This is a genomic window from Sphingobium cupriresistens (assembly GCF_004152865.1).
GTDB classification, from domain to species: domain Bacteria; phylum Pseudomonadota; class Alphaproteobacteria; order Sphingomonadales; family Sphingomonadaceae; genus Sphingobium; species Sphingobium cupriresistens.
On the sequence record NZ_SEOO01000033.1, the window covers coordinates 23,263 to 36,672 of the forward strand.

The window sequence follows — 13,410 nt, forward strand, 5'->3', positions numbered from 1 at the left end:
CCCCCGTCGCCGTTCCTGAGAAGGAGTGGCATCCAACCCGGACGGGGTGATCTGCACATTGGGTTGGCCGCGAAGGAGAAATCCTGAGCGGTTTTTTCGTTGGATACGCCCGTTGCTAAGACGGGCCTCTATGGGAGTAACAAGTGATGCGCACAGGCGTGATCGCTAAGAAAGTCGGGATGACCCGTCTGTTCCAAGAGGACGGACGTCATATTCCGGTTACGGTTTTGGCCCTTGAGGGCAATCAGGTCGTGGCGCGCAAGGATGTCGACAGCGACGGCTATATCGCCGTTCAGCTCGGCGCCGGTGTCGCCAAGGTGAAGAATGTCGCCAAGCCGCAGCGTGGCCACTTCGCCAAGGCGGAGGTCGAGCCCAAGGCTCGCCTGGTCGAATTCCGCGTCGCCGAGGATGCGCTCCTCGACGTCGGCGCTGAAATCGCCGCTGACCATTTCATCGACGGCCAGCTGGTCGACGTGTCGGGTCACACGCAGGGCAAGGGCTTCGCCGGCGCCATGAAGCGCTGGGGCTTCGGCGGTATGCGCGCCACCCACGGCGTGTCCATCAGCCACCGTGCGCATGGTTCGACCGGCAACCGCCAGGATCCGGGCCGCGTCTTCAAGAACAAGAAGATGGCCGGTCACATGGGCGACCGCGAGCGGACCCAGCAGAATCTCGAAATCGTCCGCACGGACGTCGAGCGTGGTCTGATCTTCGTCAAGGGCAGCGTTCCGGGCGCCAAGGGCACCTGGTTGACCATCAAGGATTCCGTCAAGGTTCCTCGTCCGGCCGACGTTCCCTATCCCGCCAGCCTGAAGAAGGCTGACAACAGCAACGACGCTCCGGCGAACACCCCGGCGGAAGACGCCGCGGCTCCCGAAGCGACCGAAGGCCAGGAGGGCTAAACCATGAAGGTCAAGGTACAGACCCTCGACGCAGCGGAAGCTGGCGATCTGGAGCTTAACGACGCCGTGTTCGGTATCGAGCCCCGCGCCGACATCCTGCACCGCGTCGTCACCTGGCAGCTCGAAAAGCGTCGCGGCACCGCCCGCGGCACCCGCGAGCGTAGCGACGTCGCCCGCACCGGCAAGAAGTTCGGCCGCCAGAAGGGCGGCGGCACCGCCCGTCACGGCGATCGCCGCGCGCCGGTGTTCATCGGTGGTGGTAAGGCGCACGGCGCCCGCGTCCGCGACTTCAACCCCTCGCTGAACAAGAAGGTTCGCGCGCTGGGTCTGAAGATGGCGCTGTCGTCGAAGGTCAAGAGCGGCACGCTCACGATCATCGACAGCTTGGACGTTGCCGATGGCAAGACCAAGGCGCTGGTCGCCAGCCTTGCCAAGCTGAACCTCACCAAGGTGCTGTTCATCGACGGCGACGCGGTGAACGTCAGCTTCGCGAAGGCTTCGGCGAACATCATCGGCGTGGACCTGCTCCCCGCCGTTGGCGCCAATGTCTATGACATCCTGAAAGCCGACTCGCTGGTGCTCACCCGCGCCGCGGTCGAAAAGCTGGAGGCTCGTTTCAATGGCTAAAAAGCAAGCCGGAACCGTCGACAACCGTCATTATGACGTCGTTGTCGCGCCGCACATCACCGAGAAGTCGACCCTTCTCAGCGAAAACAACGCCGTGGTCTTCAAGGTGGCGGGCACTGCCTCCAAGCCTGAGATCAAGGCCGCTGTCGAGGCGATCTGGGGTGTGGACGTCAAGAGCGTCAACACGCTGGTCACGAAGGGCAAGACGAAGCGCTGGAAGGGCAAGCCCTACAAGCGTTCGGACGTGAAGAAGGCGATCGTCCGCCTGGCCGAAGGCCAGTCGATCGATATCACCGAGGGAGTCCGCTGAGATGGCTCTGAAGCATTATAACCCGACGAGCCCCGCTCGCCGCGGCCTGATCCTGGTCGACAAGTCCAGCCTGCACAAGGGCAAGCCCGTCAAGGCGCTGACCGAAGGCAAGCGCAAGACCGGTGGCCGCAACAACAAGGGTCATGTGACCTCGCGCGGGATCGGTGGCGGTCACAAGCAGCGCTATCGCATCATCGACTTCAAGCGTCGCTTGTGGGATGTCGAAGGTACGGTCGAGCGTCTGGAATATGACCCCAACCGCACCGCGTTCATCGCGCTGGTCAACTATCCCGACGGCACCCAGAACTATATTCTGGCGCCGCAGCGTCTTGCCCCCGGTGACAAGGTCATCGCGGCCAAGAAGACCGACGTGAAGCCGGGCAACGCGATGGAACTGGGTCAGATGCCGGTCGGCACGATCATCCACAACATCGAGATGAAGCCGGGCAAGGGCGGTCAACTCTGCCGTTCGGCGGGTACTTACGCCCAGCTGGTCGGTCGCGATCGCGGCATGGTGATGGTGCGTTTGTCTTCGGGCGAGCAGCGCTACATCCGTTCGGACTGCATGGGCACCATCGGCGCCGTCAGCAACCCGGACAATGGCAACACCAACCTGGCCAAGGCAGGCCGCAACCGTTGGAACGGCATCCGCCCGCTGACCCGCGGCGTCGCCAAGAACCCGGTCGATCACCCTCATGGTGGTGGTGAAGGCCGGACTTCGGGCGGCCGTCATCCGGTTACCCCATGGGGCAAGCCGACCAAGGGTGCTCGCACTCGTCACAACAAGTCGACCGACAAGATGATCATCCGGTCGCGTCACGCCAAGAAGAAGAGGTAATCCGCGATGGCTCGTTCCGTCTGGAAAGGTCCTTTCGTGGACCTCAGCCTTCTAAAGAAGGCAGAAACGGCGCAGGACGCCGGTGGCCGCGCCCCGATCAAGACCTGGTCGCGTCGTTCCACCATCCTGCCCCAGTTCGTTGGCCTGACGTTCAGCGTCTATAACGGCCGCAAGCATGTTCCGGTGTCCGTGAACGAGGATATGGTGGGTCATAAGCTGGGTGAATTCGCCCCGACCCGCTTCTTCCCCGGCCATGCCGCCGACAAGAAGGGCAAGCGCTGATGAGCAAGGAAAAAGCTCCCCGTCGCGTCGCCGACAATGAGGCGCTGGCCGTTGGCACGCAGATCCGTGGTTCGGCCCAGAAGCTGAACCTGGTCGCGACGCTGATCCGCGGCCGCAAGGTCGAGGACGCGCTGAACATCCTCGCCTTCTCCAAGAAGGCGATGGCTGTCGACGTGCGCAAGGTGCTGGCTTCGGCCATCGCCAACGCGGAAAACAACCATAATCTCGACGTCGATTCGCTGGTCGTCGCGGAAGCATCGGTGGGCAAGGCCTTCACCCTGAAGCGCTTCCACGCTCGCGGCCGCGGCAAGTCGACCCGTATCCTCAAGCCCTACAGCCGCGTGCGCATTGTCGTGCGTGAAGCTGGCGAAGAAGCGGAGGCGTAAGCACATGGGTCACAAGAGCAATCCGATCGGTCTGCGTCTCCAGATCAACCGTACCTGGGACAGCCGCTGGTTCGCCGAAGGCGCCGACTATGGTCGCCTTCTGCTGGAGGATCTCAAGATCCGCCAGTTCATCTTCAAGACGCTGCCGCAGGCCGCGATCTCCAAGGTCGTGATCGAGCGTCCGGCCAAGCTGTGCCGCGTGTCGATCTATGCCGCCCGTCCGGGCGTCATCATCGGCAAGAAGGGTGCGGACATCGAAAAGCTTCGCAAGAAGCTGGGCGCGCTGACCTCGTCCGACGTGTCGCTGAACATCGTCGAGATCCGCAAGCCGGAAGTCGATTCCAAGCTCGTCGCACAGGGCATCGCCGATCAGCTGGAACGCCGCGTGGCATTCCGTCGCGCCATGAAGCGTGCGGTGCAGTCGGCCCTGCGTCTGGGCGCCGAAGGCATCAAGATCACCTGCGGCGGCCGTCTGGGCGGCGCAGAGATCGCGCGCGTCGAATGGTATCGCGAAGGTCGCGTTCCGCTGCACACGCTGCGTGCGAACGTCGACTATGCCGAAGCCACGGCGCATACCGCCTATGGCGTTTGCGGCATCAAGGTCTGGATCTTCAAGGGCGAGATTCTCGGCCATGATCCGTTCGCGACCGACCGGCTGATGCTGGAGGCTCAAACCTCCGGCGTGCGCCCGGCGCGTTGAAGATAAGAAGGTAATAGCGTCATGCTGCAACCGAAGAAAATGAAGTTCCGCAAGACCTTCAAGGGTCGGATCAAGGGCGATGCCAAGGGTGGCTCGGCTCTGAACTTCGGTTCCTATGGTCTCAAGGCCATGGAACCAGAGCGCGTCACCGCGCGCCAGATCGAAGCGGCCCGCCGCGCGATCACCCGCCATATCCGCCGTCAGGGCCGGTTGTGGATCCGCATCTTCCCCGACGTTCCAGTGTCGAAGAAGCCTGCCGAAGTCCGTCAGGGCAAGGGCAAGGGTTCGGTCGAATATTGGGCCGCCCGCGTGAAGCCGGGTCGCATCCTGTTCGAACTGGACGGCGTGCCCGGTCCGCTCGCAGCAGAGGCCTTCTCGCGCGCCGCGATGAAGCTGCCCATCAAGACCAAGGTCGTCGCCCGCCTCGGCGACACCTCGCATCTGGAGGGTTAAGCACATGGCGAATGTTGCAGACCTGAAGACCAAGACGGACGACGAACTGTCGACCGAACTGAACAACCTGAAGCGCGAGCAGTTCAATCTGCGTTTCCAGGCGGCCACCAACCAGCTGGAGAAGCCCAGCCGCGTCAAGGAAGTCCGTCGGTCGATCGCGCAGATCAAGACCCTGCAGACGGAGCGTAACAGCTCCGCTGCCAAGTAAAGGAACCACACGATGCCCAAGCGCGTGCTGACGGGAACTGTGGTTTCCGACAAGACCGACAAGACGGTGGTCGTTCGCGTGGAGCGCAAGGTGAAACATGCGCTCTACGGCAAGATCATTCGCCGTTCGAAGAAGTATCACGCCCATGACGAGGGCAATGTCTACAAGGAAGGCGAGACGGTCCGAATCGAAGAGACCGCCCCGATTTCCAAGCTCAAGACCTGGAAGGTCATCGAGCGCGTGGACACCCACAAGTCGCCGGAAACGGCGTCCTGAGGGACGGCTCGCTGAGCCTTTGACTCTAAATGCGACGCGGGGCTGGCCTTTTCCTTCGGAAAGGGTTACAGGCCCGCGCTTCGCGTAGAGTCACCGGGCTCTAGGCACGAAATTCGGAACCGCCGGGAATAACCCCGGTAGGCCAAATGAGAAGGAACCGGATCTATGATCCAGATGCAATCCAATCTTGACGTCGCTGACAACAGCGGCGCCAAGCGCGTCCAGTGCATCAAGGTGCTGGGCGGCTCGAAGCGTCGCTTCGCGGGCGTTGGCGACATCATCGTCGTCTCGATCAAGGAAGCCGCGCCGCGTGGCAAGGTGAAGAAGGGTGACGTGCATCGCGCCGTCATCGTGCGTACCGCCAAGGATATCCGCCGTGCAGACGGTTCGGTCATCCGCTTCGACGGCAACGCCGCTGTGCTGATCAACAAGAACGAGGAGCCGATCGGCACTCGTATCTTTGGCCCGGTCGTTCGCGAACTGCGCGCCAAGAAGCACATGAAGATCATCAGCCTTGCTCCAGAGGTGCTGTAATGAGCGCTGCTAAGATCAAGAAGGGCGACAAGATCGTCGTCCTGGCTGGCAAGGACAAGGGCCGTACCGGCGCCGTCCTCGCGGTGATGCCCAAGGACGACAAGGTTCTTGTCGAAGGCATCAACGTCCATGCCAAGCATCGCAAGCCCGATCAGGCGAACCCTCAGGGCGGCATCGAGCGCAAGCCTGCGCCGCTGCACATTTCGAATGTCGCTGTCGCTGACAAGGATGGCAAGCCGACCCGCGTTCGTTTCGAGGACCGCGACGGCAAGAAGGTCCGCGTCGCCGTCAAGTCCGGTGAGGTGCTGTAATGAGCGACAAATATATCCCGCGCTCCAAGGCGCAGTATGACGCTGAAATCGCCAAGGCGATGACCGAGAAGTTCGGTTACAAGAACGTCATGGAAGTCCCCAAGATCGACAAGATCACGCTCAACATGGGCGTGGGCGAAGCGACCCAGGACAAGAAGAAGGTCACGCAGGCCGCCGAGGAAATGGAACTGATCGCCGGCCAGAAGCCGGTCATCACCAAGGCGAAGAAGTCGATCGCGCAGTTCAAGCTGCGTGAAGGCATGCCCATCGGCGCCAAGGTCACGCTGCGCCGCGAGCGCATGTATGAATTCCTGGACCGCATGATCAACATCGCTCTGCCCCGCGTCCGCGATTTCCGTGGTCTCAACCCGAAGAGCTTCGATGGCCGTGGCAACTATGCCTTCGGCATCAAGGAGCAGATCATCTTCCCTGAGATCAGCTATGACCGTGTCGACAAGGTGCGCGGCATGGACATCATCGTGACCACCACCGCGAAGACGGACGACGAAGCGCGCGAACTGCTGCGCCTCTTCGGCTTCCCCTTCCCGCAGGAAGAAGAGAAGCAGGCGGCCTAATTTAGGCCCCGCTTCTCTCCCAACGCTAAAGCTAAGGAAGAGAACTTAAGTCATGGCGAAACTGAGTTCGATCAACAAGAATGAGCGCCGCAAGAAGCTGGTCAAGAAATATGCCGGCCGTTATGCGAAGCTCAAGACGATCGCGAACGATACCAGCGCAGACGATAGCGACCGTTTGATGGCGCGTCTGAAGATGGCGGAAATTCCCCGCAACGGCAACCCGACCCGCGTTCGGAACCGCTGCGAGATGACCGGCCGTCCGCGCGCCTATTACCGCAAGTTCCGGCTCTGCCGTATTCAGCTGCGCGATCTGGCCAACAAGGGCCTGATCCCCGGCGTCACCAAGTCGAGCTGGTAAGGATATCATCTCATGGCATTGACCGATCCCTTGGGTGATATGCTCACCCGCATCCGCAACGGGCAGCAGGCGAAGAAGGACAGCGTTATGTCCCCGGCGTCCAAGCTGCGCGCCCGCGTGCTCGACGTGCTTCAGCGTGAAGGCTACATCCGTGGCTATTCCGAAGAAGCCCTTGGCAGCCATCCCGGCTTGCGCATCGAGCTGAAATATTTCGAAGGCCAGCCGGCGATCAAGCATGTCGCCCGCGTGTCCAAGCCTGGTCGCCGCGTCTATTCGGGTTCCAAGGAACTGCCGATCGTGCGCAACGGCCTTGGCATCACCATTGTCTCCACGCCTCGCGGCGTTCTGTCCGATGCCGAAGCGCGCGAACAGAATGTCGGCGGCGAAGTGCTGGCGGAGGTGTTCTAATGAGCCGCATCGGTAAAAAGCCGGTTGCGATCCCCGCAGGGGTGACCGCGACCATCGAAGGCGGGCAGCTGTCGGTCAAGGGGCCCAAGGGCACCCTGGCCCTGCAGATGCGCGACGAGATCAGCTATACGCTCGAAAATGACGGCATTTCGGTGCAGCCCGCCAACAAGACCAAGCAGGCGCGCGCCTTCTGGGGTATGCAGCGGACGCTGGTGCAGAACCTGATCACCGGCGTGACCGAGGGCTTCTCCAAGAAGCTGCTCATCACCGGCGTCGGCTACCGCGCCAACTCGCAGGGCAAGAACCTGAAGCTGCAGCTTGGCTACAGCCATGACGTCGATTTCGCGATCCCCGACGGGATCGAGATCAAGACCCCGGATAACACCACGGTCGAGATCAGCGGCATCGACAAGCAGCAGGTCGGTCAGGTAGCGGCCGAAATCCGTCGCTGGCGCAAGCCCGAACCCTATAAGGGCAAGGGTATCAAATACGCTGGCGAATTCATCTTCCGCAAGGAAGGGAAGAAGAAGTAAGATGGCAAAGCTTTCCCTCTTCGCGCGGCGTCGTCGCCGCGTTCGCACCGCGCTCAAGGCTGTTTCGGGCACCCGCCCGCGCCTCAGCGTTCACCGTTCGGGCCGTCACATCTACGCCCAAGTCATCGATGACGCGCAGGGCAAGACCGTTGCCGCCGCATCGACCCTGGACAAGGACGTGCGCGGCAAGACCGGCGCCACTTCGGAAGCGGCTGCCGATGTCGGAAAGCGCGTCGCCGCCGCGGCGACCGCTGCCGGCGTCACCCGCGTCGTGTTCGACCGTGGTGGCTTCCTGTTCCATGGCCGCGTGAAGGCGCTGGCCGACGCGGCTCGTGAAGCCGGGCTGGAGTTCTGATCATGGCTGACGAAAACACCAACGAAGTCGTCGCACCCGTCGAGGGCGCAGAAGCGACAGCACCGACCGAGGGTCGTGGTCCCGGCCGTGGCCGTGGCAACCGCGGCGGCGGCGGCAATGATCGCAACCGTGGCGATCGCGGCGGCCGTGGTCGGCGCGATGATCGTCGTGGCGGCAACCGCGACGAAGATCAGGGCGAAGAACTGATCGAGAAGCTGGTCCACATCAACCGCGTGTCCAAGACCGTGAAGGGCGGCAAGCGCTTCGGTTTCGCGGCGCTGGTCGTCGTAGGCGATGGCAAGGGCCGTGCAGGCTTTGGCCATGGCAAGGCGCGCGAAGTGCCAGAAGCCATCAGCAAGGCGACCGCCGCCGCCAAGAAGGCGATGGTCCGCGTTCCGCTGAAGGAAGGCCGCACCCTGCATCATGATGGCCTGGGCCATTTCGGTGCGGGCAAGGTGACGGTTCGTTCGGCCCCGGCCGGTACGGGCATCATCGCCGGCGGTCCGATGCGCGCCGTGTTCGAAAGCCTCGGCGTCGCTGACGTCGTGACCAAGTCGAACGGCACGTCGAACCCCTATAACATGATCCGTGCGACCTTCGCGGCGCTGGTCGAACAGACCAGCCCCAAGTCGGTGGCGCAGCGTCGCGGCAAGAAGGTCGCCGACCTTCTGCGTCGTGGTGGTGCATCCGCTGACGTCGCGCAGGCTGATGCCGAAGCGATTGCGGAGTAACTGATATGGCGAAGATCAAGATCAAGCAGATCGGTTCGCCGATCCGCCGTCCCGCCGACCAGAAGAAGATTCTGGTCGGTCTGGGCCTTGGCAAGATGAACCGTGTGGTGGAGCTTGAAGACACGGCGGAAGTCCGCGGTGCGATCAAGAAGCTGCCGCACATGGTTGCGGTCGTCGAAGGCTGAGCCTTTCGACCCTATGAAAAGAGGCGAAGGAGGGGGCGACCCCTCTTTCGTTTTTTTCAGAGGCGCGCTACAGGCGCGCTTCTGAAAATCCCAGCACAGGCTGGGATCTCATGCCGGATGGCGCGTCCTTGCCAAAGGAAACCCCCGGTTCTCAATCGCTGGCTGCATCCGCAAGGGCGCGTCCAGATCAACCCGGCCCCAGCCTTCGCTGGGGCGGCATGATTGTCCAAGGACAACCATGCCTCGCGCGAACCAAGCGAAAGCGAGTGCACGATATGACTTTCAAACTGAACGACATCCGCGACAATGATGGCGCCCGCAAGGGCCGTATGCGCGTTGGACGCGGCATCGGTTCCGGCAAGGGCAAGACCGCCGGTCGCGGCCAGAAGGGCGCCAAGGCGCGTTCCGGCGTTGCCATCAATGGCTTCGAAGGTGGCCAAATGCCGCTCCACATGCGCATCCCGAAGCGCGGCTTCAACAACATCTTCGCGAACGACTATGCGATCGTAAACCTGGGCGCCGTGCAGAAGGCGATCGACGCCGGCAAGCTGGACGCTGCCGCGACCATCGACCAGGCCGCTTTGAACGCCGCCAACCTGACCCGCGGTGGCAAGGACGGCGTCCGTCTGCTGGCCAAGGGCGAACTGACAGCCAAGGTCAGTTTCCTGGTCGCCGGCGCGTCGCAGAGCGCGATCGACGCCGTGGCGAAGGCCGGTGGCAAGGTCGACGTGATCGCAGTCGTTCCGGCCGCCGACAAGGCGAAGGCCAAGAAGGGCGCCACCCTGGCCGCCAAGAAGGCCGCCCATAAGGGCTGATCTGCCTGTCGCAGACTTGCAAGCCCAGACTTGCAACAACGGCCCCGCTGCCCGATATGGGTTGGCGGGGTCATGCGTATCGGGGGGAATCCATTTGTCGCGCAGGCGGCAACTCCCCGTTCGACACGCTGAACCCGTCCCGCTAAGGGATGAGCGATTCCGCTCCGGGGCTTGATGCCCCGGCAAGAGTGATTTGAAGGGCAGCCACCATGGCATCGAGAGCCGACCAGCTCGCATCCAATCTCAGCCTCGCAAAGTTCAGCCAGGCGACCGACCTCAAGAAGCGCCTGTGGTTCACGCTGGGCGCCTTGATCGTCTTCCGTTTCCTCAGCTTCGTGCCGCTGCCCGGCGTCGATCCGACCGCGCTGTCGCAGCTTTACAGCCAGACCAATGGCGGCATTCTCGACATCTTCAACACCTTTTCGGGTGGGTCGCTGTCGCGCATGAGCCTGATCGCGCTGGGCGTGATGCCCTATATCACCGCTTCGATCGTGGTGCAGCTGGGCGCCAGCCTCTCGCCGCAACTCGCGGCGATCAAGAAGGAAGGCGAAAGCGGGCGCAAGAAACTGAACCAATATACCCGTTACGGCACGGTCGGCCTGACTGCGGTACAGGGCTATTTCATCGCCGTTGGCCTGGAAAGCTTTGGCGCGCAGTCGGGCGTCGCGGCGGTGATCGAGCCTGGTGTGTTGTTCCGCCTGACGGCGGTCGTATCGCTGATCGGTGGCACCATGTTCCTGATGTGGCTGGGTGAACAGATCACCTCGCGCGGGATCGGCAACGGCGTGTCGCTCATCATCATGGCGGGCATCGTCGCCCAGTTGCCGGTGACGCTGAGTAACCTGTTCAAATCGGGCAGCGAGGGGTCGATTTCCGGCCTGCTCATCATGTTCGTCATGGTGATGGCGCTGGGCCTGATCCTGCTGATCTGCTTCATGGAGCGGGCGCAGCGCCGTGTGCTGATCCAATATCCCAAGCGCCAGACACGCCAGGGCCTGATGCAGGCCGATCGCAGCCATCTGCCGCTCAAGGTCAATACCGCCGGCGTCATCCCGCCGATCTTCGCGTCGTCGCTGCTGCTGATGCCGCTGACCATTTCGCAGTTCGCGGGGCAGACGGTCGCGGGCGAAAGCAAGTGGGGCGATTTCGTTCTGACGCTGAACCAGTATCTGTCGCATGGCAGCCCTGTCTATATGGCGCTTTATGGCCTGGGCATCGTCTTCTTCTGCTTCTTCTACACCGCCGTGGTGTTCAACCCGGAAGAGACGGCCGATAATCTCAAGCGCAATGGCGGCTTTATTCCGGGCATCCGTCCGGGCAAGAACACCGAACATTATCTGGATTATGTGCTGACGCGCATCACCGTCATCGGCGCGGCCTATCTGGCCTTCATCTGCCTGGTGCCGGAATTCGCCATCGCGCGGGCGGGCATTCCCTTCTACCTTGGTGGGACTAGCCTGTTGATCGTCGTCAATGTTACGGTCGATACCGTGACCCAGATTCAAAGCCATCTGCTCGCTCACCAATATGGGGATCTGATCAAGAAGGCGAAGCTCAAGGGTCGCCTGCGCTAAGGCGACCACAAACAAGGGCGCACAACAGGGGAGTATGCGCGCAATGAACATCATTCTGCTTGGACCGCCGGGGGCGGGCAAGGGAACGCAGGCGAGTCGGCTGGTCGAGCAACGTGGCATGGTGCAACTGTCCACGGGCGACATGCTGCGCGCCGCGGTGAAGGCGGGGACGCCGGTCGGGCTTCAGGCCAAGGTGCTGATGGAATCGGGCGCGCTGGTTCCCGATGAAGTGGTGTCGGGCATCATCGGCGAGGCGCTCGACGCGCTGGCGCCGGAGACGGGCGTCATTTTTGATGGCTATCCGCGGACGGAGGCCCAGGCCCATTCGCTCGACACCATCCTGTCGGACCGCCGCCGCACGCTCGATCATGTGATCGAATTGGAAGTGGATGAGGACGCGCTGGTCGAGCGCATCACTGGCCGCTTCACCTGTGGAACCTGTGGCGCTGGCTATCATGACCTGTTCCACAAGCCCAAGGTCGAAGATACGTGCGACAAATGCGGCGGTCACGAATTCAAGCGTCGGCCGGACGATAATGAGGAAACGGTGCGCACCCGCATGGCCGAATATCGCGCCAAGACCGCGCCGATCCTGCCGATATACGAAGCGCGCGATATCGTATCGCGGGTGGACGGCATGGCCGACATGGGCGATGTGAGCACGGCGATCGCGGCCATATTGGACGGCGAGCCGGCTTGAGCTAAACTCCTCCCTTCGAACGAGGGGACGGTATGACATGCGCATGATCACATTATTGGGATGGGCTGGTGCAGCGATGGCTGCGCCGGCCCATTCCGCCGTTATGGCGACCAGCGACGTCGGTTTCGTTATCGAAAGCGAAGTCGAGATCGCGGCGGACGCCGATGCCGTCTATGCGCTGCTGCTGACGCCCGGCCGCTGGTGGAACGACGCCCACAGCTATAGCGGCGATTCGGCGAATATGACGATCGATGCCCATGCTGGCGGCTGTTTCTGCGAGACGATTCCGGCCAAGGCCGGCGCGGCCGGCTCGGTCGAGCATGGCCGCGTCATCTATGTCGTGCCGGGGCGGCAATTGCGTCTGTCCGGCGCGCTGGGACCTTTGCAGACCGATGCGGCGATCGGCACGCTCGACCTTGTGCTCACGCCGGCAGGCAAGGGAATGACGGTCCGCATGACCTATGTGGCCGGGGGCTATTTGCGTACCCGTCCCGCCCAGATCGCGCCCATGGTCGATCAGGTGCTGGGAGAACAATTGCAGGGCCTGAAACGGGTGGCGGAGACGCCGCCATCCTGATTGGCTTACCTCTGGTGAAGGATGTGGCGCAGCCTGTCGACGCCTTTTGGAAAGGAAGCAGCAAAGAAAAGCGCATTCGCTGCCCTCATTAACCACGATCTTAACGGATTTATTGCTCCGTTGTTGCTAAGAGGCGGCATGGACGGATCGCTGCGTAGTCGTGGCCGCTTGACGGAAATGGACGCATTGCGCGGCATAGGGGCGCTGTGCGTGTTGATCTTCCATTATTCCACCCGCTTCCACGAACTGTTTCCGCAAGCGGCGCATGTGCCGTTCAGTTTTCCTGGCGGCAATTATCGCGTCCTGTTGTTCTTCACCATTTCCGGTTTTGCGATCTTCTTCACGCTCGATCGCATCCGCACCGTGGCCGATTTCGTCGTCAATCGCTTCGCCCGTCTGTATCCCGCCTATCTGGTGGCGATGCTGCTGACGCTGGGCATCGAATATCTGGCGCAGGCGACGCAATTGTTGGTGGGACCAGTCGCGATCCTCGCCAATTTCACCATGCTCCAGGGCTTCGCCTTCATGCCGGAGGTGGACGGCGCCTATTGGACGCTGACGGTCGAGATCGCCTTTTATTTCTGCATGGTCGCTATCTGGAAATTCGTCGGCATTCGGCGGCTGGAGCCGGTGCTGGCACTCTGGCCCAAGTTGAACAGTGCCGGCGGAACACGCAGGGAACGCGAGCTGGTAAGTATTTGATTTTGCTAGGCGTGGGTTTGGGGGCAAAACCGGATGTGCTAACAACATTTTGCCTGTAACTGGCCGTTTG

At 62.1% G+C, this 13,410-nt stretch carries 23 protein-coding genes and 1 pseudogene; all 24 read left to right on the top strand.

The annotated features are described in order from the left end of the window. Positions 1 to 146 precede the first annotated feature (146 nt). A complete protein-coding gene (gene rplC, locus EWH12_RS16870; protein ID WP_066606487.1) occupies positions 147 to 902 on the top strand; it encodes a 50S ribosomal protein L3 in 756 nt (251 codons plus the stop codon). A 3-nt stretch (positions 903 to 905) separates the two neighbouring features. After that, positions 906 to 1,529, top strand: coding sequence for a 50S ribosomal protein L4 (gene rplD / locus EWH12_RS16875; protein ID WP_066606481.1), 624 nt, complete (start codon positions 906 to 908; stop codon positions 1,527 to 1,529). Then, positions 1,522 to 1,839 (top strand): 50S ribosomal protein L23, encoded by a 318-nt coding sequence (locus tag EWH12_RS16880; RefSeq protein ID WP_066606478.1) that lies wholly within the window; start codon positions 1,522 to 1,524, stop codon positions 1,837 to 1,839. Before rplD ends, EWH12_RS16880 begins: the two co-directional genes overlap by 8 nt. A 1-nt stretch (position 1,840) precedes the next feature. Further along, a complete protein-coding gene (rplB, locus tag EWH12_RS16885) occupies positions 1,841 to 2,677 on the top strand; it encodes a 50S ribosomal protein L2 (RefSeq protein WP_066606476.1) in 837 nt (278 codons plus the stop codon). A gap of 6 nt (positions 2,678 to 2,683) precedes the next feature. Further along, the gene (gene rpsS / locus EWH12_RS16890) at positions 2,684 to 2,959 is read left to right on the top strand and encodes a 30S ribosomal protein S19 (RefSeq protein WP_066606472.1); all 276 of its coding nucleotides are present in this window, start codon (positions 2,684 to 2,686) and stop codon (positions 2,957 to 2,959) included. After that, positions 2,959 to 3,345 carry a 50S ribosomal protein L22 gene (rplV, locus tag EWH12_RS16895; RefSeq protein WP_066606469.1) on the top strand — a complete coding sequence of 129 codons (387 nt, stop codon included), beginning with the start codon at positions 2,959 to 2,961 and terminating at the stop codon, positions 3,343 to 3,345. Before rpsS ends, rplV begins: the two co-directional genes overlap by 1 nt. Positions 3,346 to 3,349: 4 nt before the next feature. Further along, positions 3,350 to 4,045, top strand: a complete 696-nt coding sequence (gene rpsC, locus EWH12_RS16900; RefSeq protein WP_066607441.1) for a 30S ribosomal protein S3 — start codon at positions 3,350 to 3,352, stop codon at positions 4,043 to 4,045. A 21-nt stretch (positions 4,046 to 4,066) separates the two neighbouring features. Next, the gene (gene rplP, locus EWH12_RS16905) at positions 4,067 to 4,498 is read left to right on the top strand and encodes a 50S ribosomal protein L16 (RefSeq protein ID WP_056691692.1); all 432 of its coding nucleotides are present in this window, start codon (positions 4,067 to 4,069) and stop codon (positions 4,496 to 4,498) included. Positions 4,499 to 4,502: 4 nt separating this feature from the next. After that, entirely contained in the window at positions 4,503 to 4,706 is a 204-nt protein-coding gene (gene rpmC, locus EWH12_RS16910) for a 50S ribosomal protein L29 (RefSeq protein WP_056691689.1), read from the top strand. Between the two features lie 12 nt (positions 4,707 to 4,718). After that, on the top strand, positions 4,719 to 4,982 hold the full coding sequence (gene rpsQ / locus EWH12_RS16915) for a 30S ribosomal protein S17 (RefSeq protein ID WP_066606468.1): 264 nt from the start codon (positions 4,719 to 4,721) through the stop codon (positions 4,980 to 4,982). A gap of 165 nt (positions 4,983 to 5,147) precedes the next feature. Further along, entirely contained in the window at positions 5,148 to 5,516 is a 369-nt protein-coding gene (rplN, locus tag EWH12_RS16920) for a 50S ribosomal protein L14 (protein WP_056691686.1), read from the top strand. Next, complete coding sequence (gene rplX / locus EWH12_RS16925; RefSeq protein ID WP_066606466.1) at positions 5,516 to 5,827, top strand: 50S ribosomal protein L24; 312 nt, start codon at positions 5,516 to 5,518, stop codon at positions 5,825 to 5,827. The genes rplN and rplX overlap by 1 nt, the downstream gene beginning before the upstream one ends. Then, positions 5,827 to 6,402: a 50S ribosomal protein L5 gene (gene rplE, locus EWH12_RS16930; protein ID WP_066606463.1), complete on the top strand. Its 576-nt coding sequence runs from the start codon at positions 5,827 to 5,829 to the stop codon at positions 6,400 to 6,402. The genes rplX and rplE overlap by 1 nt, the downstream gene beginning before the upstream one ends. Positions 6,403 to 6,454: 52 nt before the next feature. Continuing rightward, complete coding sequence (gene rpsN / locus EWH12_RS16935) at positions 6,455 to 6,760, top strand: 30S ribosomal protein S14 (protein ID WP_066606461.1); 306 nt, start codon at positions 6,455 to 6,457, stop codon at positions 6,758 to 6,760. Between the two features lie 12 nt (positions 6,761 to 6,772). Next, entirely contained in the window at positions 6,773 to 7,168 is a 396-nt protein-coding gene (rpsH, locus tag EWH12_RS16940) for a 30S ribosomal protein S8 (RefSeq protein ID WP_066606458.1), read from the top strand. Continuing rightward, positions 7,168 to 7,701: a 50S ribosomal protein L6 gene (gene rplF / locus EWH12_RS16945; protein WP_066606456.1), complete on the top strand. Its 534-nt coding sequence runs from the start codon at positions 7,168 to 7,170 to the stop codon at positions 7,699 to 7,701. Before rpsH ends, rplF begins: the two co-directional genes overlap by 1 nt. Position 7,702: 1 nt before the next feature. Next, a complete protein-coding gene (rplR, locus tag EWH12_RS16950) occupies positions 7,703 to 8,056 on the top strand; it encodes a 50S ribosomal protein L18 (protein WP_066606453.1) in 354 nt (117 codons plus the stop codon). A 2-nt stretch (positions 8,057 to 8,058) separates the two neighbouring features. Further along, on the top strand, positions 8,059 to 8,787 hold the full coding sequence (rpsE, locus tag EWH12_RS16955; RefSeq protein ID WP_082679150.1) for a 30S ribosomal protein S5: 729 nt from the start codon (positions 8,059 to 8,061) through the stop codon (positions 8,785 to 8,787). Between the two features lie 5 nt (positions 8,788 to 8,792). Further along, positions 8,793 to 8,972 carry a 50S ribosomal protein L30 gene (gene rpmD / locus EWH12_RS16960; RefSeq protein WP_066606451.1) on the top strand — a complete coding sequence of 60 codons (180 nt, stop codon included), beginning with the start codon at positions 8,793 to 8,795 and terminating at the stop codon, positions 8,970 to 8,972. Between the two features lie 275 nt (positions 8,973 to 9,247). Beyond that, positions 9,248 to 9,787, top strand: a complete 540-nt coding sequence (gene rplO / locus EWH12_RS16965; protein ID WP_066606450.1) for a 50S ribosomal protein L15 — start codon at positions 9,248 to 9,250, stop codon at positions 9,785 to 9,787. Positions 9,788 to 9,996: 209 nt separating this feature from the next. After that, the gene (secY, locus tag EWH12_RS16970) at positions 9,997 to 11,361 is read left to right on the top strand and encodes a preprotein translocase subunit SecY (RefSeq protein WP_129927294.1); all 1,365 of its coding nucleotides are present in this window, start codon (positions 9,997 to 9,999) and stop codon (positions 11,359 to 11,361) included. A 43-nt stretch (positions 11,362 to 11,404) separates the two neighbouring features. Next, on the top strand, positions 11,405 to 12,061 hold the full coding sequence (locus EWH12_RS16975; RefSeq protein ID WP_066606444.1) for an adenylate kinase: 657 nt from the start codon (positions 11,405 to 11,407) through the stop codon (positions 12,059 to 12,061). A gap of 37 nt (positions 12,062 to 12,098) precedes the next feature. Then, positions 12,099 to 12,638, top strand: a complete 540-nt coding sequence (locus tag EWH12_RS16980; RefSeq protein WP_129927295.1) for an SRPBCC family protein — start codon at positions 12,099 to 12,101, stop codon at positions 12,636 to 12,638. A 177-nt stretch (positions 12,639 to 12,815) separates the two neighbouring features. Beyond that, positions 12,816 to 13,283, top strand: a pseudogene (locus EWH12_RS16985) (acyltransferase family protein); the annotation flags it as partial. Positions 13,284 to 13,410: the final 127 nt, after the last annotated feature.